The organism is Streptomyces sp. AN091965 (genome assembly GCF_022698285.1).
Taxonomy (GTDB): domain Bacteria; phylum Actinomycetota; class Actinomycetes; order Streptomycetales; family Streptomycetaceae; genus Streptomyces.
This window is the reverse complement of the sequence record NZ_JALDMY010000001.1, coordinates 8,776,906-8,801,814: the sequence shown is the minus strand read 5'-3', so window position 1 is coordinate 8,801,814 and position 24,909 is coordinate 8,776,906. Positions and strand designations below refer to the sequence as shown.

1 protein-coding gene is annotated in these 24,909 nt (G+C 71.7%); it reads right to left on the bottom strand.

From position 1 onward, the window contains the following. Nucleotides 1-18: 18 nt before the first annotated feature. Entirely contained in the window at nucleotides 19-24,852 is a 24,834-nt protein-coding gene (locus tag MQV74_RS36265) for a type I polyketide synthase (RefSeq protein WP_242727544.1), read from the bottom strand. Nucleotides 24,853-24,909 lie beyond the last annotated feature (57 nt).

The window sequence follows — 24,909 nt, the reverse complement described above, 5'->3', positions numbered from 1 at the left end:
GAGTTCCAGCTCGCCACGTCAGGACATTCCGAATTCGTCATCGATGAGTTTGAAGATCTCGTCGGCGGTGGCCGATTCGATCTCGCTGCCGTCGTCCAGGTCGTCGTCCGCCGCCGTCACGGCGCCGGACACCTGGCTGGTACCGCCGGCGGACCACTTCGCCACCAGCCCCTGGAGCCGCGCCATGACCTGGGCGCGCGTCTCGCTGTCGGATGCGAGCGCCGTCAGGGTGGCTTCCAGGCGGTCGAGTTCGCCGAAGACGGGCTCGGTCGTGGGCCCGTCGGCGGGGACGACTTCCTCGCGCAGGAACCGTGCGAGCGACGCCGGCGTCGGGTAGTCGAACACCAGGGTCGCAGGCAGCCGCGTTCCGGTGATCGCGTTGAGCCGGTTGCGCAGCTCGACGGCCGACAGGGAGTCGAAGCCCAGGTCCTTGAAGGCGTGTCCGGGTTCGATCGCCTGCCCCGACGCGTAGCCGAGGACGGTGGCCACCTGGTCGCACACCAGGTCCACCAGGATGCGCTCGCGCTCCGTGTCGGACTTCCCGGCCAAGTGCTGCTTGAGCGCGGCGGCCGGATCGGCCGTGGTGCTCGTGGCCGCCGACTCCGCGGTCCGGCGCGCAGGTGCGCGCACCAGTCCGCGCAGGAGCGCGGGTACCGGTTCGCCCACCGAGGACATGTCCATCGTCATGGGCACCAGGACGGCACCGTCGAGATCGCGGGTCGCGTCGAACAGGGCGAGCCCGGCCTCGGGGGTGAGGGCGACCATGCCGGTCCTGGTCATCCGGGTGACGTCGGCGTCGGCCAGTTCGGTGGTCATACCGCCGTCCTGCGTCCACGGCCCCCATACGAGGGAGGCCGCCGCGAGGCCCGCGGCCCTGCGGTGCTGGGCGAGGGCGTCCATGAAGGCGTTGCCCGCCGCGTAGTTGGCCTGGCCCGCGCCGCCGAAGGTTCCGGAGACGGAGGAGAACAGGATGAACGCGGAGAGGTCGAGGTCACGGGTCAGCTCGTGCAGGTGCAGCGCCGCGTCCACCTTCGGACGCAACACCCTGTCCACCCGCTCCGGCGTCAGCGACTCCACCACACCGTCATCCAGCACACCCGCCGCATGCACCACAGCCGACAACGGATACTCCGACCCGATCCCCGCCAGCAGACCCTCCACCGCACCACGATCAGCGACATCACACGCCACCGCCCGCACCTCGGCACCCAGCCCCGCCAGCTCCGCCACCAACTCCACCGCACCCGGCGCCTCCACGCCACGACGACTCGTCAGCACCAAAGAACGCACACCGTGCTCCACGACGAGATGACGGGCCAGCAACGCGCCCAGACCACCCGTACCACCCGTGATCAACACCGTGCCACGGCCGTCCAGCGGCCTCGGCATCGTCAGCGCCACCTTGCCGGTGTGGCGTGCCTGGCTGAGGAAGCGGAAGGCGTCGGGTGCCCTGCGGACATCCCAGGTGCGCACCGGCAGCGGTCGCAGTACCCCCTTCTCGAACAGCGAGATCAGGTCGTTCCACATCTCGTTGATGCGGTCGGGTCCCGCCTCGATCAGGTCGAACGCCTGGTAGGAGACACCGGTGTACTCGGCGGCCACCTCTTCCGGAATCCGGATGTCGGTCTTGCCCATCTCCAGGAACCGGCCGCCGCTCGGCAGCAGCCGCAGGCCCGCGTCCACGAACTCCCGCGCCAGCGAGTCGAGCACCACGTCCATGCCACGCCCGCCGGTCGCTTCGAGGAAGCGCTTCTCGAAGTCCAGCGTCCGGGACGACGCGATGTGCGCGTCGTCCAGACCCAGCGACCGCAGGGTGTCCCACTTGCCCTCGCTCGCGGTACCGAAGACCTCGGCCCCGAGGTGCCGTGCCAGCTGGAGCGTGGCCATGCCCACACCACCTGCGGCGGAGTGCACAAGGACCGACTGGCCCGCCTTCAGACCGGCCAGGTCCACCATGGCGTAGTAGGCCGTCAGGAACACGATCGGGGTGGAGGCCGCCTGCTCGAACGTCCAGCTCTCCGGGACCCGGGCGACAACGCGCCGGTCGGTGATGGCGAACGGGCCGAACGACCCGCTGAAGATGCCCATCACCTTGTCACCAGGGACGAGGTCCTTCACCGCGGAGCCGACCTCGGTCACCACACCGGCACCCTCACCACCGAGCGGCCCGGCCTCCCCGGGATACATCCCCAGGGCGTTGAGCACATCGCGGAAGTTCAGGCCCGCGGCGCGCAGCGCCACCCTGATCTCGGTCGCGCCGAGTTCCTCCGTGGCATCGGGGCTGGGCAGCAGCGCCAGGTTCTCCAGGGTCCCCTTGGCGTGCATGTCCAGGCGCCAGTCCCGCACCCCGGCGGGCGGCAGCAGCGCGGTGCCCGAGGAGACCCGGGCCATGCGCTGGCCGAGCACCGTGCCTTCGCGGACCACGGCCTGCGGCTCGTCGGTGGCGAGCACCGCGGGCAGTACCGCCTTGGACGCCTCGTCCTCGTCGAGGTCCACCAGGACGAAGCAGTTCGGATTCTCCGACTGCGCGGACCGCACCATGCCCCACAGCGGGGCGTGGATCAGGTCCGGGGTCTCGTCGCGGTCCTCGGGTGCCATGGCGCCCGAGGTCACGAAGACCAGCCGGGAGGAATCGAACCGGCGGTCGCCGAGCCAGCCCTGGATCATGCCGAGCGTGTGGTGCGTCACCGCGTGGATGGCGTCCACGGGCTCCAGGCCCCGCTTGGCCTTGCCCCTGCCCTTTGCCCTGCTCTTGGCCCTGCCCCGCGCCGCCTCGTCGTCGAGGCCCGGTGCGTAGGAGACCAGCACGGCCTCCGGGGCGGCGGCGCCGTCGTCGATCGCGGCACCCAGGGCGTCGAGATCGGCGTAGGCGGTCACCTGGGCTCCGGCGATCGCACCGGCGGCCAGTCCGTAGTGGTCGGTGCCCACCACGGCCCAGGTGGCCGCGGCCGCGTCCGCCGGGGAGACAGCCGGCACGGGGGTCCAGTCCAGCGTGAACAGCGAGTCGCGGAACGCCGACGTCCTGGCCGCGTCGATGTGGTCCACGGATACCGGGCGCAGCACGAGGGACTCGATCGATGCCACGGGGCGGCCGGTTCCGTCGGCCACCGCGAGGGAGATGGAGTCCGGCCCGAGCTGGGTGAGGCGCACCCGCAGCGTGGACGCGCCACCGGCGTGGAGCGACACCCCGCTCCAGGAGAACGGGAGCCGGGAGAGCCCGACGTCCTCCAGGGCGACGAAGGTCACCGCCTGTACGGCGGCGTCCAGCAGCGCCGGGTGGAGGCCGAAGTCGGCCGCCAGCGACGCGTGCTCCTCGCCGAGGCTGACCTCGACGTAGACGTCGTCGCCGACGCGCCAGGCGGCCCGCAGGCCCTGGAACACCGGGCCGTAGGCGAAGCCGGAGGCGGCGAAGCGCTCGTAGAAGTCGCTGATGTCCAGCGCTTCCGCGTCCGCCGGGGGCCATACGCCCAGGTCGAACGACGGCTCGGGGCCGGCCGGGGCCAGCGCACCGGCCGCGTGCTGCGTCCACGGCTCGCCCGAGGACGCGTCGGCCGGGCGGGAGTAGAGGCCGATCGAGCGGTGGCCCGTCTCGTCCGCGTCATCCACCCACAGCTGCACCTGGACCTGTTCGTTCTCGGGCAGGACCATCGGGGTGGCCAGGGTGACCTCCTCGACCCGGCCGCAGCCGACTTGGTCGGCGGCGCGGATGGCCAGTTCGAGGAATCCGGTCCCCGGGAACAGGGCCGCGCCCGCGATCGCGTGGTCGGCCAGCCAGGGCTGGCTCTGCACCGACAGCCTGCTGGTGAACAGGAATCCGTCGCTGCCCGCGAGTTCGACCCCGGCACCCAGCAGCGGATGGTTGGGGGAGCTGAGTCCGACGGAGGCGACGTCCCCGGTCATGGGGCCGCCGGCCTTCGGCCAGTACCGCTGCCGCTGGAACGCGTAGGTGGGCAGCTCCACCCGCCGTACGTCGTGTCCGGCGAACGCCGTCGACCAGTTCACGGTGGCGCCGTGGACGTGGAGTTCGGCCAGCGCCGTGATCAGCGACTGAACCTCGGGGCGGTTCTTGCGCAGTGCGGGGACGAGGGTGCGCGCGCCTCCGGCCTCGTCGGCCGTCAGGCAGTCCTGCGCCATCGCGGTGAGCACACCGTCGGGGCCCACCTCCAGGAACGAGCTCACCCCGAGCTTCTCCAGGGCCCGTACCCCGTCGGCGAACCGCACGGCCTCGCGGACGTGACGCACCCAGTACTCCGGCGAGCACACCTGCTCCGCGCCCGCCGACGCTCCCGTGAGGTTGGAGACCAGGGAGATCGACGGTGCCTGGAAGGCCAGCCCTTCGACAACCTCGCGGAAGTCGTCCAGCATCGCGTCCATACGGGGCGAGTGGAAGGCGTGGCTGACCCGCAGGCGACGGGTCTTGCGGCCCTGTTCGGCCCAGTCCTCGGCGATCTCCAGTACGGCGGCCTCGTCACCGGCGATGACCACGGCCGTCGGACCGTTGACGGCGGCGACGCTCACCTCGGCCTCACGGCCGATCAGCGACGGAGCGATCTCCTCCTCCGACGCCTGGACGGCCACCATCGCGCCGCCTTCAGGCAGCGCCTGCATCAACCGGCCACGCGCAGCGATCAGCGTGCACGCGTCCTGAAGCGAGAGCACCCCCGCCACATGGGCCGCGGCGATCTCACCCACCGAGTGGCCGATGAGCACGTCCGGGGTGACACCCCAGTGCTCAAGCAGCCGGAACAGCGCCACCTCGATGGCGAACAGCGCGGGCTGCGTGAACGCCGTCCGGTCCAGCAGTTCGGCGTCGGCACTGTTCTCGTCGGCGAACATCACGTCCCGCAGCGGACGGTCGAGCAGCACGTCCAGATGCGCGCACACCTCGTCCAGAGCCTGGGCGAACACCGGGAAGGCGTCGTACAACTCCCGTCCCATGCCCAGGCGTTGCGCACCCTGACCCGAGAACAGGAACGCCGTCCTGCCGGCCGTGCCCACCGACCCCTGGACGACTCCGGGGGCCGTGGCGCCCGAGACGATGGCGTCGAGACCGCTCAGCAGCGCGTCCCGGTCCCCGTTCAGGAGGACGGCGCGGTGGTCGAAGACCGACCGGGAGGCCGCGAGCGAGTAGCCCACGTCGTCCAGGTCGAGCTCGGGGTGGTCCGCCAGATGGTCACGCAGGTTGCGTGCCTGGGCGCGCAGCGCCTCGGCGCCCTTGCCGGTGACCGTCCAGGGGAGCGTCCGCGAACCGGACGAGAGGTCGTCCGTGAGACCGTCCGTGACGACCCGCGCCACCGCCGCCTCCGGCTCCTCGGGCTCCGGGGCCTGCTCGATGATGGTGTGGGCGTTGGTACCGCTGATGCCGAACGAGGAGATGCCCGCCCGTCGCGGTTCGCCGTTCTCCGGCCACGCGGTCGCCTCGTTCAGCAGCGACACCGCGCCACTGGTCCAGTCGATGTGCGGCGAGGGCTCCTCCGCGTGAAGCGTCTTCGGCAGCACGCCCTCGCGCATCGCCATCACCATCTTGATGATCCCGGCGACACCGGCGGCGGCCTGCGTATGACCGATGTTCGACTTGATCGAGCCCAGCCACAGCGGCTGGCCCTCGGGCCGTCCCTGGCCGTACGTGGCCAGCAGGGCCTGCGCCTCGATCGGGTCACCCAGCCGGGTGCCGGTGCCGTGTGCCTCGACCGCGTGCACCTGGTGGGCGGCGAGACCGGCGCCGGCCAGCGCCTGCCGGATCACTCGCTGCTGCGACGGCCCGTTGGGCGCCGTGAGGCCATTGCTGGCGCCGTCCTGGTTGACGGCGGAGCCGCGCACGATCGCCATGACCGGGTGGCCGTTGCGCCGCGCGTCGGACAGCCGCTCCAGCAGCAGCACGCCGACGCCCTCGCCCCAGCCCGTGCCGTCGGCCGATGCCGCGAACGCCTTGCAGCGCCCGTCCGACGACAGCCCCTTCTGGCGGCTGAAGTCCACGAACGAGCCCGGCGTGGACATGATCGTGACACCGCCGGCCAGCGCCATGGAGCACTCCCCCTGGCGCAGCGACTGCACGGCCATGTGCAGTGCCACCAGGGACGAGGAGCATGCCGTGTCCACCGTGACGGCCGGTCCTTCGAGGCCGAAGGTGTAGGAGACACGGCCCGACACGACGCTGCCCGCGTTACCGGTTCCGAGGTAGCCGTCGGGGCCGCCCGGGGCGGTCAGCAGCAGGCCGATGTAGTCCTGGCCGTTGCTTCCCGCGAAGACACCGGTCCGGCTTCCCTTGAGCGACGTGGGGTCGATGCCCGCCCGCTCGATCGCCTCCCAGGACGTCTCGAGGAGCAGCCGCTGCTGCGGGTCGATGGTCAGCGCCTCGCGGGGGGCGATCCCGAAGAACGCCGGGTCGAATTCATCGGCGTCGTAGACGAAACCGCCGCCGCTGGCGTAGCTGGTGCCCGTGTTCTCCGGGTCCGGGTCGTACAGGTCGTCCAGGTCCCAGCCACGGTTGGTCGGGTAGGCGCTGATCACGTCGCTGCCTTCGGAGACCAGTCGCCACAGGTCCTCCGGAGTGCGCACCCCGCCGGGGAATCGGCAGCTCATCGACACGATCGCGATCGGGTCGTCGTCCACGACCGTGCCCGTCACCACCGGCGGCTCGTCGGCCGTCGCGGGCGCGGTGCCCAGCACCTCGCCGAGGATGAACCGGGCGAGCGCCGTGGGAGTCGGGTAGTCGAAGGCCATGGTGACCGGAAGGTTCACACCGGCCGCCGCGCTGAGCCCGTTGCGCAGCTCCACGGCGGTCAGCGAGTCGAACCCGATGTCCCTGAAGGCCCGCTCCGGCTCCACCGCGTCGGCGTTCGGGTAACCGATCACCTCGGCGGCGTGGGTCCTGACGAGGTCGAGGACCTCCACCTCGCGTTCGGCGGCCGACAGCCCTTCGAGGCGTACGGCAAGCCCGGAGAGGGCCGCGCCCAGCTCGGCCTCCGCCTCCTCCAGGGCCCGCCGTACCTCCGGCAGCTCGTCGAGCAGCGGACGCGGCCGGGCCGAGGCGAACCCGGGGGCGTAACGCTCCCAGTCCACATCGGCGACGGTGATGTCCACCTCGTCGTGGTCGAGCGCCTGCTGAAGGGCCTCGACGGCCAGTTCGGGCACCAGCGGCGGCATACCGCGCCGCTTCAGCTGGGCCGCCGTGGCGTCGTCGACCAGACCGCCGCCGCCCCAGGCGCCCCACGCCACCGAGGTCGCGGCAAGACCCTGGGCCCGGCGCTGCTGCGCCAGGGCATCGAGGAAGGCGTTCGCGGCGGCGTAGCTGCCCTGACCGGCACCACCGACGGTTCCGGCGTAGGAGGAGAAGAGGATGAACGCGGACAGGTCCAGGTCCTGGGTCAGCTCGTGGAGGTTCACCACGGCGTCCACCTTGGGCCGGAAGACCCCCTGCGTCCTGGGGACGGTGAGGGTGCCGACGAGGCCGTCGTCCAGCACACCGGCCGCGTGCACCACCCCGGTCAGCGGGTACTCCGCGGGCAGCCCGTCGAGGAGCTCCCGCAGCGCGTCACGGTCGGCGGCGTCACAGGCCGCGATGGTGACCCGCACGCCCAGGGCGGTCAGTTCGTCCCTCAACTCGGCCGCGCCGGGGGCGTCCGGGCCCCGGCGGCTGGTGAGCACCAGGTGCTCGGCGCCACCACGGGCCAGCCAGCGGGCGAGACGGCCACCGAGGGCACCCGTGCCACCGGTGATCAGAACGCTGCCACGAGGCTGCCAGGCGCGGGCCGGCCGGGTGTCGCCCAAGGGCGCCCGGACCAGCCTCCGCGCGAAGACCCCGGAGGCGCGCACCGCCACCTGGTCCTCGTCGCCGGAGCGCCCGATCAGGCCGACCAGACGGTTCAGGGCCCGCTCGTCGAGCGCGTCCGGCGTCTCGGGGAGGTCGACGAGACCGCCCCAGCGCTGTGCGTACTCCAGGCCGACCACCCGGCCCAGACCCCACACCAGGGACTGCTTGACGCTGCCGACCCGGTCGGAGCGGCCCACGGACACGGCACCGGTGGTGGCGAGCCACAGCGGCACATCGATGTCGATGTCGGCGAGCGCCTGGACCAGGGCCACCGTGCCGGCGAAGCCGCGCGGAACGCCCGGGTGTCCGGCGAGCGCCTCCTCGTCGAGCGCGAGCAGGGAGAGCACTCCGTCGATCGCGAGCGTCCCGTCCTGCGCGGAGCCGTCCGTGGCGGACGTGCCGGGGGCCGCGGCCCGCAGGAGTCCGGTCAGCGAGGACCGCTCCGGCTCCGTCGCGTCCAGGTCGACCCGCACCATGCGGGCGCCGTGGCGCTCCACGTCCCGTGCGATGCGCTCCGCCAGTTCACGGGCGGCGTCGACCGGCGGGACGACGACCATCCAGGTACCGGTGATCGGGGCGCCCTGCTCCTGCCCGGAGCCGGACGACGGCTGGTCGATGAGGGGCTTCCAGTTGATCCGGTAGCGCCAGTTGTCGACCGTGGACCGGTCACGCCTGCCTCGCCGGTACGACGACAGGGCGGGCAGCACCGCGCTCAGCGGGGCCTCCCCGTCGAGCTCCAGCGTCTGCGCGAGCCCTTCGAGGTCCTCGCGCTCGACGGCCTCCCAGAACCGGGCGTCCACCGAGTCGGCCTCGGAGGCAGGGCCGTTGCCGAACCCGCCGTCCTCGCCCGGCTGCGGCCAGTACCGCTGCCGCTGGAAGGCGTACGTCGGCAGCTCGACCTGTCGGCCACCGTGCCCGGCGAACACCTTCCGCCAGTCAACCGTGGCCCCATTGACATGAAGCTCGGCGGCAGAGGTCAGGAACCGCTCCAGGCCGCCCTCGTCGCGGCGCAGCGTGCCCACGACCACGGCCTGCGCCTCAGCGGCCTCCACCGTCTGCTGCACCGGCAGGGTGAGTACGGGATGCGGGCTGACCTCGATGAACACACCGTGCCCACTGCCGAGCAGGGTACGGGTAGTTGCCTCCAGCTCCACTGTCTGGCGCAGATTCCGGTACCAGTACTCCGCATCCAGACCGGCGGTGTCCACCAGCTCACCCGACACCGTCGAGTAGAACGGCACTTCGGACGTACGAGGCCTCAGGTCCGCCAGAACCCTCAGCAACTCCTCGCGGATCTCCTCCACATGCGCGGAGTGCGAGGCGTAGTCCACCGGAACCCGACGGACCCGGACCTCCTCACCCTCCAGCTCCGCGACCATCTCATCCAGCGCACCCGCATCACCGGACACCACAACCGAACCCGGACCGTTGACCGCCGCAACGGATATCGCACCATCCCAGGCAGCGATGCGCTCCCGCGCCTGGTCGACCGGAAGCCCGACCGACACCATGCCGCCACGGCCCGCAAGACCGGCCGCGATCGCCTGCGAACGCAAGGTCACCACCTTCGCCGCGTCCTCCAGCGAGAGCGCACCCGCCACACACGCGGCGGCGATCTCGCCCTGGCTGTGACCCATCACCGCGTCCGGCTCCACACCCACCGAACGCCACAACCGCGCCAACGACACCATCACCGCGAACAACACCGGCTGCACCACATCCACCCGGTCAAAACCAGGCGCACCCTCAACACCACGCAGTACGTCCGTCAACGACCAGTCCACATAAGCCGACAACGCCGACTCACACTCACCAACCGCCTCCGCGAACACCGGCGAGGACTCCAACAACCCCACCGCCATACCCGCCCACTGCGCCCCCTGACCCGGGAACACAAACACCGAACGGCCAGGTGCTTCGAGGGCGTTCGCGCGGACCGCGCCCTGCGTCCTCGCGCCCTCGGCCATCGCCTCCAGGCGTTCGAGGAGCTCCTCACGGCCGGTCCCGGTCACCGCGCCCCGGTACTGGAACGCGGACCTGGTCGTCGCCAGGGAGAGCGCCACATCGGCGGCGCCCAGCTCGGGGCGCTCGGCCACGAACTTCCGCAGCCTGTCGGCCTGGTCCCGCAGCGCGTCGCCGCTCTTGCCGGACACGACCCACGCCACCGGACCGTCGACGGCTCCGGTTCCGACGGGCTCGGACTCCTCGACCGCTTCGGCCTCGGGAGCCTGCTCCAGGATGGTGTGCACATTGGTGCCGCTCATACCGAACGCCGACACACCCGCGCGCCGCGGATGCCCCGTCTCCGGCCACGGCCTGGCCTCGGCAAGGAGTTCGACGTCGCCGGCCGTCCAGTCCACCATCGGCGAAGGCTCGTCGATGTGCAGCGACTTCGGCAGTACGCCGTGGCGCATCGCCATCACCATCTTGATGACGCCACCGACACCGGCGGCGGCCTGCGAATGACCGATGTTGGACTTGATGGCGCCCAGCCACAGCGGCTGACCCTCGGGGCGCTCCTGGCCGTACGTGGCCAGCAGCGCCTGCGCCTCGATCGGGTCACCCAGCGAGGTACCCGTACCGTGCGCCTCGACCGCGTCGATCTCGGCGGCCGACAGCCGGGCGTTCGCCAGTGCCTGCCGAATGACCCGCTGCTGCGAGGGGCCGTTGGGAGCCGTAAGACCGTTGCTCGCGCCGTCCTGGTTCACCGCACTGCCCCGCACCACGGCGAGGATGGGATGTCCGTTGCGGCGGGCGTCCGAGAGCCGTTCGAGGACGAGCATGCCGACGCCCTCGGCCCAGCTGGCGCCGTCCGCGGCGGCCGAGAACGGCTTGCTGCGGCCGTCGGAGGCGAGCGCGCGCTGGCGGCTGAACTCGATCAGCGACATCGGCGTGGACATCACCGTCACACCGCCGGCGAGCGCCAGGTCGCACTCGCCCTGGCGCAGCGCCTGCCATGCGAGGTGCAGGGCGACCAGCGACGACGAACACGCCGTGTCCACCGTCACCGCGGGCCCTTCCAGGCCCAGGGTGTAGGAGATGCGGCCGGAGAGCACGCTGGGCGAGACGCCGGTGCCGATGTAGCCCTCGACGTTGTCCTGGGATCCGGCGAGGACACCGCCGTAGTCCTGGTAGGTCACGCCCGCGTAGACACCGGTCTGGCTGCCCTTCGCGGAGACCGGGTCGATACCGGCCCGCTCCAGCGCCTCCCACGAGGTCTCAAGGAGCAGCCGGTGCTGCGGGTCCATCGAGAGCGCCTCGCGCGGCGAGATCCCGAAGAACGCCGGGTCGAACTGGCTGGCGCCGTGCAGGAAGCCACCTTCCTGCGTGTAGCACTTGCCCGCCTCGTCCGGGTCCGGGTCGTAGAGGTTCTCCACGTCCCAGCCACGATCGGTCGGGAAGGGAGAGATGCCGTCCCGGCCTTCGGCGACCAGGTTCCACAGGTCCTCCGGGGTGGCCACCTCGCCGGGGTAGCGGCAGCTCATTCCCACGATCACGATCGGCTCGTCGTTGCCCGCCACCGCGACCGGCACCGGCTGCACCGCTCCGGTCAGCGCACCGAGAACCTCGGCTCGGGTGAACTTGGCGAGTTCGGCGGGGGTCGGGTAGTCGAACACGGCCGTCGCCGGGAGCCGCAGGCCGATGGCCTTGCTCACCCGGTTGCGGAACTCGACGGCGGTCAGCGAGCTGAAGCCGAGGTCCTTGAAGGCCTGCGAGCCCTGGACCGCGTCGGCCGAGGCGTGTCCGAGCACGGCCGCGACATGCGTACGGATCACATCGAGCAGCATCCGGTCCTGCTCGGGCTCGGAGAGCCCGGCCAGCCGCTCCCGCAGCGCGGCGAGCGGCCCGGAGTCCGGTCCGCCCCGCTTGGCGGAGCGCCGCGCGGTCTTACGGCGGCGCGAAGGCTTGGCGGAGGAAGTCTCCTCCACAGAGATCTCAGCAGGGGGTACGACGGCTGCCTCGGGCGAGGTGGCGGCGGGCTCGGGCAGAGTCTCCTCGGCCGCGTCGACCGCCGGGGTGGTCTCCGGCTGCCCCGGGGCGACCTGGCGCAGGGTCAGCGTGTCGGCGGTGACCACGGTTTCCCCGGCTCCGTCGACCGCGGTCAGGGAGAGGGTCTCCGGACCCGTACGGGCGAGCCGGACGCGCAGCGCGGAGGCACCGGACGCGTACAGCGATATCCCGGCGAGGCTGAACAGCACGCGTCCGCGCCCCACACCGTCCAGCACGCCGAGGCCGAGCGGCTGCAGCGCCGCGTCCAGAAGGGCGGGGTGCAGCCCGAACCGCTGGGCGTCCACGACGGACTCCTCAGCGAGGCCGACTTCGGCGAACACCTCGTCGTCGCGCTGCCACACCGCGCGGAGGCCACGGAACGAGGGGCCGTAGACGAGGCCGTCGCCGGCGAGCAACTCGTACAGGCCGTCCACCTCGACGCGCTCGGCGCCGGGCGGGGGCCATGCGGCGAAGCCCGCCGCCGCCTCGGCGGTCGTGGCGTCGTCCGGCTCCGGGGCGAGCACACCGCTGGCATGGCAGATCCAGTCGTCCGCGTCCTCTTCGGCGTCCTCGCCCGCGGGCTCGGCCACTCGTGAGTAGATCTCCAGCGAACGGGTGCCGGTCTCGTCCTCCTCTCCGAGGACGAGCTGAATCTGGACGCCGCCCCCTCGGGGGAGAGCCAGCGGCGCCTGGATGACGAGCTCTTCCACATGGCTGAGGCCGACCTCGTCACCGGCGCGAATGGCCAGTTCGACGAGGGCCGTGGTCGCCAGGACCGCCTCGCCGCGCAGGACGTGGTCCGCCAGCCAGGGCTGGGTGTGCAGCGAGAGAGTTCCGGTGAACAACAGGCTGTCGGCGCCCGCGAGGGGGACGGCTCCGCCGAGCAGCGGGTGGTCGGCGGGGTCGAGGCCGAAGGCCGCGGCGTCGCCCGCCGAGGTACCGGCCTCCAGCCAGTAGCGCTGGTGCTGGAACGCGTAGGTGGGAAGGTCCACGCGGCGGGCGCCGCGTCCGGCGAAGAAGGCCCGCCAGTCGACGGTTTCGCCGTGGACGTGGATCTCGGCGAGGGCCGCGACGAGTGCTTGTGTCTCGGGACGGTCCTTGCGCAGCACCGGCACCAACAGGGGGGCCGGTGTGTCCTCGGCCGCGATGTCGTCGGCCGGTTGGGTCAGGCAGTCCTGGGCCATTGCCGACAGCACGCCGTCGGGGCCCACCTCGATGTACGCGGTGACGCCCTGCGCTTCGAGGGCCCGCACCCCGTTGAGGAAGCGGACGGTCTCCCGCACATGCCGCACCCAGTACTCCGGCGAGCACACCTCGTCGGCACCGGCCTGCTGACCCGTGACGTTCGAGATGAACGCGACGGACGGGCTGTTGTAGGCGAGCCCCTCGGCGACCTTGCGGAAGTCGTCCAGCATCGCGTCCATGCGCGGCGAGTGGAAGGCGTGGCTGACCCGCAGGCGGCTCGTCTTGCGCCCCTGCTCCGCCCACTGACCGGCGATCTCCAGCACCGGCGCCTCGTCACCGGCGATGACCACGGCCGTCGGTCCGTTGACCGCCGCGATGCTCACCTCGGCCTCACGACCGGCGAGCGACGCCGTGATCTCCTCCTCCGACGCCTGGACGGCCACCATCGCGCCGCCCTCGGGCAGCGCCTGCATCAGCCGACCACGCGCCGCGATCAGCGTGCACGCGTCCTCCAACGAGAACACCCCGGCCACATGCGCGGCAGCGATCTCACCGATGGAGTGGCCGATGAGCACATCCGGGGTGACACCCCAGTGCTCAAGGAGCCGGAACAGCGCCACCTCGATGGCGAACAGCGCGGGCTGCGTGAACGCCGTCCGGTCCAGCAGCTCGGCGTCCGCGCTGCCTTCCGCCGCGAACATCACGTCCTTCAGCGGACGGTCAAGCACGACGTCTAGGTGCGCGCACACCTCGTCCAGCGCACGGGCGAACACCGGGAACGCCTCGTACAACTCCCGACCCATACCCAGGCGTTGTGCGCCCTGACCGGTGAACAGGAACGCGGTCTTGCCGCCGTTGGCCGCCTGCCCCTGGACGACACCGGGGGCGTCGTCGCCCGCGGCGACGGTCTCCAGGCCACGCAGCAACGTCTCGCGTCCGGTGCCCAGTAGCACCGCGCGGTGCTCGAACACCGATCGCGTGGCGACCAGCGATTCGGCGATGTCCAGAACGCCGTGCTCGGCCCCGTCGGCCAGGTGGGCCCGCAGCCGCTCGGCCTGGGCGCGCAGGGCTTCCGGGCTCCGGGCGGAGAGCGTCCAGGGGGCCAGGCCGTGGTCGTCGGCGGGGGTCGGGGCGGGCTGCGCCTCGCCCTCGATCGGCGGGGCCTGCTCGATGATGGTGTGGGCGTTGGTGCCGCTCACGCCGAAGGCGGAGACACCGGCCCGGCGCGGCTGCCCGGTCTCGGGCCACTCAGTGGCCTCCGTCAGCAGCCGCACCTCACCCGCCGACCAGTCCACCTGGCTCGACGGCTCATCCACGTGAAGGGTCTGCGGCAGGACGCCGTGCCGCATCGCCATCACCATCTTGATGACACCAGCGACACCGGCGGCGGCCTGCGTGTGACCGAGGTTCGACTTCAGCGAGCCCAGCCACAGCGGCAGGTTCTCCGGGCGCTCCTGGCCGTACGTGGCCAGCAGCGCCTGTGCCTCGATCGGGTCGCCCAGCGTCGTACCCGTGCCGTGCGCCTCCACCACCTGGATGTCGGCGGCCGACACCCCGGCGTTGGCGAGCGCCTGCCGGATCACCCGCTGCTGCGACGGCCCGTTGGGCGCCGTAAGCCCGTTGGAGGCGCCGTCCTGGTTGACGGCGGAGCCGCGCACGATCGCCAGCACCTGGTGGCCGTTGCGCCGGGCGTCGGAGAGCCGCTCCACGAGCAACATGCCCACACCCTCGGACCAGCCCGTACCGTCCGCGGCGTCCGCGAACGGCTTGCACCGGCCGTCGGGGGCCAGGCCACGCTGGCGGCTGAACTCGACGAAGGCGGCCGGGTTGGTCATCACGGTGACACCACCGGCGAGCGCCATGTCGCACTCGCCCTGGCGCAGCGCCTGCGCGGCCTGGTGCAGGGCGACCAGCGACGACGAACACGCCGTGTCCACCGTCACCGCGGGCCCCTCAAGACCCAGCGTGTACGAGATACGACCGGACACGACCGAGGTGGCGCTGCCGGTCAGCAACTGCCCTTCGAGCCCCTCGGGGATCTCGTGCAGTCCCGTTCCGTAGCCGGAGGTCGCGGCTCCGACGAACACGCCGATCTGGTTGCCGCGTACGGAGGTGGGAGCGATACCGGCCCGCTCGAACGTCTCCCAGGACGTCTCAAGCAGCAGCCGCTGCTGCGGATCCATGGCAAGGGCCTCACGCGGCGAGATCCCGAAGAAGGCGGCATCGAACTCGCCCGCCCCGTCGAGGAATCCGCCCTCGCGGGCGTAGAACGTGCCCAGGCGCTCCGGGTCGGGGTCGTACATCCCGTCGACATCCCAGCCCCGGTCGGAGGGGAAGTCCGTGATGGCGTCCGTGCCGGCCGCGACGAGGTTCCACAGGTCCTCGGGGCTTCCGACGCCGCCCGGGAAGCGGCAGCTCATCCCGACGATCGCGATCGGGTCGTCATCGACCGGAGCCACCGCCCCCGCCGATGGCACAACCACGGCCTCCCGCGTACCCAGCACCTCGGCACGCAGATGACCGGCCAGCACCACAGAACTCGGATAGTCGAAGACCAACGTGGCCGGCAACACCAACCCCGTCTCCGCGTTCAACCGGTTACGGAACTCCACCGCCGTAAGCGAGTCAAAGCCCAGCTCCTTGAACGCCCGCCCCGGCTCAACCACCTCCGCACCCGCGAAACCAAGCACCGCAGCAGCATGAGCACGCACCAGGTCGAGCAGAGTCCGGTCGATCTCGGCCTCGGTCAGCCCTGCCAGACGCTCCCGCAGTGCCGAACCGGCCGCGACGCCGGTGCTCTCGGCGGTTCCGGTGTTCGCCAACGCCCGCTGGACCTCGGGCAGTTCACCGAGGAGTGGACTGGGCCGCCCGATCGTGAACGCGGGCGCGAACCGCTCCCAGTCCACATCGGCGACCGTCACCACACCCTCGTCACCAGCGATCGCCCCCTGCAACGCCACAAGAGCCAGACCCGGCGCCATCGCGGGCAGACCACGACGGGCCAACTGATCGCCACCCTCACCGGCCGCCATACCGCCTTCCGCCCACGGCCCCCAGGCCACAGCCGTACCAGCAAGACCCCGACCCCGACGGTCCTCCACCAACGCGTCCAAATAGGCGTTAGCCGCACCATAAGCAGCCTGACCACCACTGCCCCACACACCCGCGATCGAAGAGAACACCACGAACGCGTCCAGCTCACGATCACCCAGCAATGCGTCCAGGTTGACGGCACCGGCCACCTTGCCGGAGATCACAGCGGCAGCATCGGCCACCGTGGTCTCGGCCAGCGGCCCCGCCGCATTGGCACCCGCCGCGTGAATCACTGCCGCAAGCGGATATTCCTCAGGCACGGCATCCAGCACCGCGGCCAACTGCTCACGGTCAGCCACATCACACGCCACCACGGTCACCCGGGCGCCCTGCGCTTCGAGTTCCGCACACAGCTCCGGTGCGCCGGGCGCCTCAAGGCCCCGACGGCTGGTCAGCACCAGATGCTCGGCGCCATTGCGCACCAGCCAGCGAGCCACCTGGCCGCCGAGCGCACCCGTACCGCCGGTCACCAGCACCGTGCCACGCACCCGCCACGACGCCACGTCCGCGACAGGCGCCGCCGACCGGGTCAGACGGCGTACGAACACACCGGAGCCACGCACCGCGAGCTGGTCCTCGCCGGCCCCACCGGCCAGCACGCCCACCCACCGCGCGACCGCACGCTCGTCCAGCACCTCGGGCAGATCAACCAGACCACCCCACAGCCCCGGCAGCTCCAACGCGGCCACCCGGCCCAACGCCCACACCATCGCCTGCGCCGGACGGCTGAGCCGCTCGGAACGGCCCACCGACACCGCACCCCGCGTACCGCACCACAGCGAAGCCTCGATGCCCGTGTCGGCCATGGCCCGCACCAGGGTCAGCGTCAGGGCGAGACCACTGGGGAGCCCGGGGTGCCCGGAGCAGGGCTCCTCGTCCAGGGCGAGCAGCGACAACACGCCACCCACGGCGGGTGCGTCGGCGACCGCCTCGTGCAGCCGCTCCCCCAGCGCCCCGGCGTCGAGGTCACGCTCGTCCGCCACCAGCGGCACCACATCGGCGCCATGGCGCCGGAGCCCTGCGACGGCCTCCGTCACCAGCTCGTCCTCGGCACGCGACGCCGGAACCACCACCAGCCACGTCCCCGACAACGACCCACCGGCCACGTCCGAGACGGGCTTCCACGCCACGCGGTAGCGCCAGTTGTCGATCGTGGAGCGGTCGCGCCTGTTGCGGTGGTACGTGGACAGCGCGGGCAGCACCGCGCTCAGCGGCGTCTCGCCGTCGACGTCGAGCGCCTCGGCGAGCGCTCCGAGATCCTCGCGCTCGACCGCTTCCCAGAACCGCGCGTCCACCGAGTCGGCGGCGCCCTGTGCGTCCAAGCCGCTCAGCGAGAGGGACACCTCGGGCCAGTACCGCTCACGCTGGAAGGCGTACGTCGGCAGCTCGACCGTCCGCGCACCGCGCCCGGCGAAGACGGACTCCCACTCCACCGAGGCTCCGTGGACGTGGAGTTCGGCCAGCGCCGTCGTCAGCGCCTGGGCCTCGGGGCGGTCCTTGCGCAGCACCGGCACCACGGCCGAGGCCGCTGCCTCGTCCCGCGTCAGGCAGTCCCGCGCCATCGCGGACAGCACACCGTCCGGGCCGACCTCCAGGAACCTGGTGACGCCCTGGGCGCTGAGCGCCCGCATGCCGTCCGCGAACCGCACGGCCTCCCGGACATGGCGCACCCAGTATTCCGGCGAGCACACCTGCTCCGCGCCCGCCGACGCTCCCGTGAGGTTGGAGACCAGGGAGATCGACGGTGCCTGGAAGGCCAGCCCTTCGACAACCTCGCGGAAGTCGTCCAGCATCGCGTCCATGCGCGGCGAGTGGAAAGCGTGGCTGACCCGCAGGCGGCTCGTCTTGCGCCCCTGCTCCGACCACTGACCGGCGATCTCCAGTACAGCGGCCTCATCACCCGCGATGACCACGGCCGTCGGACCGTTGACCGCCGCAATGCTCACCTCGGCCTCACGACCGGCAAGCGATCCGGAGACCTCCTCCTCGGACGCCTCGATGGCGACCATCGCCCCACCGGTCGGCAGGGCCTGCATCAGACGGCCACGCGCAGCCACGAGCGTGCACGCGTCCTCCAACGAGAACACCCCCGCCACATGCGCGGCAGCGATCTCACCGATGGAGTGGCCGATCACCACGTCCGGGACGACACCCCGGTGCTCAAGGAGCCGGTAGAGCGCCACCTCGACCGCGAAGAGCGCGGGCTGCGTGAACGCCGTCCGGTCCAGCAACTCGGCGTCGGCAGTGCCTTCCGCCGCGAACATCACGTCCTTCAGCGGACGGTCAAGCACGACGTCCAGGTGCGCGCACACCTCGTCCAGAGCCTGGGCGAACACCGGGAAGGTGTCGTACAGCTCCTGTCCCATACCCAGGCGTTGCGCACCCTGACCCGAGAACAGGAACGCCGTCCTGCCACCCGTTACGGCCTGCCCCTGGACGACTCCCGAGGCGATGCCGCCCTCCGCGACGGCCCGCAGGCCACGCAGCAGGGTCTCCCGGTCCTCGCCGACCAGCACGGCACGGTGCTCGAACACCGACCTGGCCGCCAGCGTGTGGCCGACGTCGAGCGCCTCGATGTCCTCGCGAGCCGCCACGTCCCCGTACAGCCGCTCGGCCTGCGCCCGCAGCGCCTCCCGGCTCTTCCCTGAGACCAGCCACGGCAGCACGTCCGTCGACACCGGTGTCCCGGGCCCGGCAGCCTCCGAGGCCACGGCCTCTTCCAGCTCGGGGGCCTGCTCGATGATGGTGTGGGCGTTGGTCCCGCTGAGCCCGAACGAGGAGATGCCCGCCCGGCGCGGCTGCCCGGTCTCGGGCCACTCAGTCGCCTCCGTCAGGAGCCGCACCTCACCCGCTGACCAGTCCACCTGGCTCGACGGCTCATCCACGTGAAGGGTCTGCGGCAGCACGCCGTGCCGCATCGCCATCACCATCTTGATGACACCGGCCACGCCCGCGGCCGCCTGCGTATGACCGATGTTGGACTTGATGGCGCCCAGCAGCAGCGGGCGGCCCTCCGGGCGCTCCTGGCCGTACGTGGCCAGCAGCGCCTGCGCCTCGATCGGGTCACCCAGCGTCGTACCAGTGCCGTGCGCCTCGACCGCGTCGACCTCGGCGGCGGACAGTCCGGCGCCGGCCAACGCCTGGCGGATCACCCGCTGCTGGGAAGGACCGTTGGGCGCCGTAAGACCATTGCTTGCGCCGTCCTGGTTGATCGCGCTGCCGCGGACCACCGCCAGGACCGGGTGGCCGTTCCTGCGCGCGTCCGACAGCCGCTCCACCAGCAGCATGCCCACACCCTCGGACCAGCCCGTACCGTCCGCGCCCTCCGCGAACGGCTTGCAGCGGCCGTCGGGGGCCAGGCCACGCTGGCGGCTGAACTCCACAAAGGCGCCGGGTGTCGACATGACCGACACACCACCGGCGAGCGCCAGGTCGCACTCGCCCTGGCGCAGCGCCTGCACCGCGAGATGCAACGCCACCAGCGAGGACGAACACGCCGTGTCCACCGTCACCGCGGGCCCTTCGAGACCGAAGGTGTACGAGATGCGCCCGGACACCACGCTGGCCGCGCTGCCCGTACCCACATGGCCGCCGAAGTCCTCGACGGCGTCGAGCATGATCGTGGAGTAGTCCTGGCCGTTGGTGCCGACGAACACACCGGTACGGCTGCCACGCAGCGCGGCCGGTTTGACGCCCCCGTACTCGAACGCCTCCCAGGACGTCTCAAGGAGCAGCCGCTGCTGCGGGTCCATGGCGAGCGCCTCGCGCGGCGAGATCCCGAAGAAGGTGGGGTCGAACTGGGGCGCCCCGTAGAGGAATCCGCCCTCGCGGGCGTAGAACGTGCCCGGGTGCTCGGGGTCCGGGTGATACATGCCCTCGACGTCCCAGCCCCGGTCGCCGGGGAACCCGGCGATGCCGTCGCCGCCCTCGGCCAGGAGTCGCCACAGGTCCTGCGGGTTCTCCACGCCTCCGGGGAAGCGGCAGCTCATCGCCACGATCGCGATGGGGTCGTCGTCGTCCGGCCGCACGCGGTGCGAGTCCGCCGAAGTGACGGCCACGGCGTGGGCTCCGACCAGTTCCTGCCGCAGCTGGTCGGCGAGCACCTCGGCGGTCGGGTAGTCGAAGATGAGGGTGGCGGGCAGGCTCAGACCGGTGGCCAGGTCGAGCCGGTTGCGCAGCTCGATGGCCGTGAGGGAGTCGAACCCGAGGTCCCGGAAGGCGCGGCCCGGCTCGACGGAGTCCGCCGAGAAGTGGCCGAGTGCCGAGGCCGCGTGGGTGCGGATGAGGTCCAGCAGGAGGAGGCGCTGTTCCTCGTCCGACTGTCCGGCCAGTTGTCCGCGCAGGTCATGGCCCGGTCCCGCCTGGCCGCTGGTCCCGGCCGCGGCGGTCAGGAGCTCACGTGCCTCGGGGATGTCGCTGACGAGGGCGCTGGGGCCGGCGCTCAGCGTGGAGGCCATGCCGGTCCAGTCGATGTCGGCCACGACCAGCGCGGCCTCGTCGTGGCCGGCGGCCCAGCCCAGCGAGTCCAGGGCCAGCGAGGGAGTCATGGGGGGCAGTGGCCCGCCGCGCGTCCGCTCCCCGGCTCGGCCGCTCGCGGCCATTCCGCTCTCGGCCCACGGGCCCCAGGCGACCGCGGTGGCGGCCAGGCCCTGGGCCCGGCGCCGCTGTGCCAGCGCGTCGAGGTAGGCGTTGGCCGCCGCGTAGGCGGCCTGGCCGGCGCCGCCGATGGCACCGGCGAACGAGGAGAACAGCACGAACGCGTCGAGCGGGAGCTCCGCGGTCAGCTCGTGCAGATGGCGCGCGCCCTCGGCCTTCGCGGCCAGGGTCCCGGCGAGTTGGCCGACGGTCAGGCCGTCGAGCACACCGTCGTCCAGGATGCCCGCCGCGTGCACGACGGCGGTCAGCGGATACCGCTCCGGTACGGCGGCCAGCACCTCGGCCAGGGCATCCCGGTCGGCGGCGTCGCAGGCCACCACGGTCACTTCGGCGCCGAGTGCCTCGAGCTCCGCGGTGAGTTCGGAAACGCCGTCGGCCGACGGGCCTCGACGGCTCGTCAGCACCAGGTGTTCCGCGCCCTCGCGCACGGCCCAGCGCGCCACCTGGGCACCCAGGGCGCCGGTGCCGCCGGTGATAAGGACCGAGCCCCGGGGGCGCCACACGCGCTCCGCCGACCCGTTGCCGACCGTGACGCGGGTCAGGCGCCGGACGTACGCTCCGGATCCGCGTACCGCCACCTGGTCCTCGCCGTCTCCGGCGGACAGTGCCCAGGCCAGTCGCGCGGCGGCGCGCTCGTCCACGGTCTCGGGCAGATCGACCAGACCGCCCCAGATCCGGGGGTGCTCAAGGGCGGCCACCCGGCCGAGGCCCCAGCTCTCCGCCTGCACGACGCTGGTGAGCTGGTCGGAACGGCCCACCGACACGGCACCCCGGGTGGCGCACCACAGCCGGGCGCGGATGTCCGCCTCGGCCAGGGCGCGCACCAGCGTCAGGGTCAGCGCGAGGCCGCGCGAGACCACCGGGTGCTCGGTGCAGGGCCGCTCGTCCACCCCGAGCAGGGACAGCACACCGCCGAGCCCGGACGGCTCGGTGGCTATGTCACGCAGTCGCCCGGCCAGCGCACCGGGGGCGAGATCGGCCTCGTCCGCCACCAGACGAACGACATCGGCGCCGTGCCGCTGGAGTGCGGCGGACACCGAGTCCGCGAACGTGTCGGCGGCACCGGACGCGGGAACGACCATGAGCCAGGTACCCGACAGTGTGGCCGCGGGAGTCTCCGAGACCGGCTTCCACGAGATCCGGTAGCGCCAGCCGTCGACCGTGGCCCGGTCGCGCTGCTGACGGCGGTAGGAGGACAGCGCGGGCAGCAACTCGCCCAGCGAACCGCTCCCGTCGACGTCCAGCGCCTCCGCCAGTGTCTCCAGGTCCTCGCGCTCCACCGCGTCCCAGAACCGCGCGTCCACCGAGTCCACGGCAGCGGAGGCGCCCGAGGCTCCGCCCGCGCCCTCCAGCCAGTAGCGCTGACGCTGGAAGGGGTACGTCGGCAGGTCCACCGTCCGCGCACCGCGCCCGGCGAAGACCTGCTCCCAGTCGACCGTCACACCGTGGACATGGGCCTCGGTCAGCGCGGCCATCAGAGCCTGGGCGTCGGGGCGTCCCTTGCGCAGGACCGGCACCACGGCCGGGGCCGAAGCCGCCTCGCCCGCCAGGCAGTCCCGCGTCATCGCCGAGAGCACACCGTCGGGGCCCACCTCGATGTACGCGGTGACGCCCTGGGCCTGGAGGGAGCGAACGCCGTCGGCGAAACGCACGGCCGCGCGCACATGCCGCACCCAGTACTCGGGGGAACAGACGTCGTCGGCCCCGACCGGCTCTCCGGTGACGTTGGAGACCAGGGCCAGGGTGGGAGTCTGGAAGGTCAGGTCCCGCGCGACACGGCGGAAGTCGTCCAGCATCGCGTCCATGCGCGGCGAGTGGAAGGCGTGGCTGACCCGCAGGCGGCTCGTCTTGCGCCCCTGCTCCGACCACTGACCGGCGATCTCCAGTACAGCGGCCTCATCACCCGCGATGACCACGGCCGTCGGACCGTTGACCGCAGCGACGCTCACCTCGGCCTCACGACCGATCAGCGACGGAGCGATCTCCTCCTCGGATGCCTCGATGGCGACCATCGCCCCGCCCTCGGGCAGGGCCTGCATCAACCGGCCACGGGCGGCGACCAGCGTGCACGCGTCCTGAAGCGAGAACACCCCCGCCACATGCGCGGCAGCGATCTCACCCACCGAGTGGCCGATGAGCACGTCCGGGGTGACACCCCAGTGCTCAAGGAGCCGGAACAACGCCACCTCGACGGCGAACAGCGCGGGCTGCGTGAACGCCGTCTGGTTCAGCAGTTCGGCATCGGCACTGTTCTCGTCGGCGAACATCACGTCCCGCAGCGGACGGTCCAGCACGACGTCCAGGTACGCGCACACCTCGTCCAGAGCCTGGGCGAACACCGGGAACGCCTCGTACAACTCCCGCCCCATACCCAGGCGTTGCGCACCCTGACCCGAGAACAGGAAAGCCGTCTTGACGGCCGTCCCGGCCACGCCCTGAACCAGTCCCGGGGCGGCTTCTCCAGATGCCACGGCCTCAAGTCCGGCAAGGAGTTCCGCACGGCTCGCACCCGACACCACCGCGCGGTGCTCGAACACCGACCGCGTCGCCACCAGCGAGTAGCCCACATCCAGCGCGCTCGACTCCACCCGCTCCAACAGGAACGCCCTGAGCCGCACCGCCTGAGCCCGCAACGCGTCCGCGCCACGAGCCGACAGCATCCACGTGGCCACGCCACTGCCGACACCAGAAGCCGGACTCTCCCCGGCCCCGGACTCGTCCTCCTCAACCGGCGGCGCCTGCTCGATGATGGTGTGCGCGTTGGTACCACTCACACCGAAAGCAGACACACCAGCCCGCCGCGGCTGACCGGTCTCAGGCCACTCCATGGACTCCGTCAGCAGCCGCACCTCACCCGCCGACCAATCCACCTGCCGCGACGGCTCATCCACATGCAGCGTCTGCGGCAGCACTCCGTGCCGCATCGCCATCACCATCTTGATGACACCGGCGACACCGGCGGCGGCCTGCGTGTGACCGAGGTTCGACTTCAGCGATCCCAGCCACAGCGGCAGGTCCTCCGGGCGCTCCTGACCGTACGTGGCCAGCAACGCCTGCGCCTCGATCGGGTCACCCAGGGACGTACCGGTTCCGTGGCCCTCCACCACGTCCACATCGGCGGCCGACAGACGGGCACTCGCCAGCGCGTCCCGGATGACCCGCTGCTGGGACGGGCCGTTGGGCGCCGTAAGACCGTTGGACGCGCCGTCCTGGTTGACGGCGGAGCCTCGCACGACCGCCAGGACCGGGTGGCCGTTCTTGCGCGCGTCCGACAGCCGCTCCACGAGCAGCATGCCGACACCCTCGGACCAGCCCGTGCCGTCCGCGGCGTCCGCGTACGGCTTGCAGCGGCCGTCGGGGGCCAGGCCGCGCTGGCGGCTGAACTCGACGAAGGCACCCGGTGTGGACATCACCGTGGCACCACCGGCAAGGGCAAGGTCGCACTCGCCCTGACGCAGCGCCTGGACCGCGAGATGCAGTGCGACGAGCGACGACGAGCACGCCGTGTCCACCGTCACCGCGGGCCCCTCAAGACCCAGCGTGTACGAGATACGGCCCGATACGACCGAAGTCGCCGTACCGGTCAGCAGGTGGCCTTCGATCTCCTCGGGGAAACCGACGACGTCCGCCCCGTAGCCCGAGGTGGCGGCTCCCACGAACACACCGCCACGCCGGCCCTTCACCGACCCCGGAGCGATGCCCGCCCGTTCGAAGACCTCCCACGAGGTCTCAAGGAGCAGCCGCTGCTGCGGATCCATGGCAAGGGCCTCACGCGGCGAGATGCCGAAGAAGCCCGCGTCGAACTCGTCCGCGTCGTGAAGGAAACCACCCTCACGGGAGTAGAACGTCCCCGAACTCTCGGGATCCGGGTCGTACATCCCGTCCACGTCCCATCCGCGATTGGACGGGAAATCGGAGATGGCGTCACCACCGCCGGCCACCAGCCGCCACAAGTCCTCGGGGCTCCCCACACCACCCGGGAAACGGCAGCTCATCGCCACAATCGCGATGGGCTCCTGCTCTCCTGCCTCCAGCTCGCGCAGGCGTTGGCGCGCTTGGTGCAGATCAGCCGTTACCCGCTTGAGGTAGTCCCGAAGCCTATCTTCGTTCACCATGAAACCCTTGCCTGTCACGAGTCAAAGAAGTCTGAAGAATGAAAGGAGGCCAGAGAA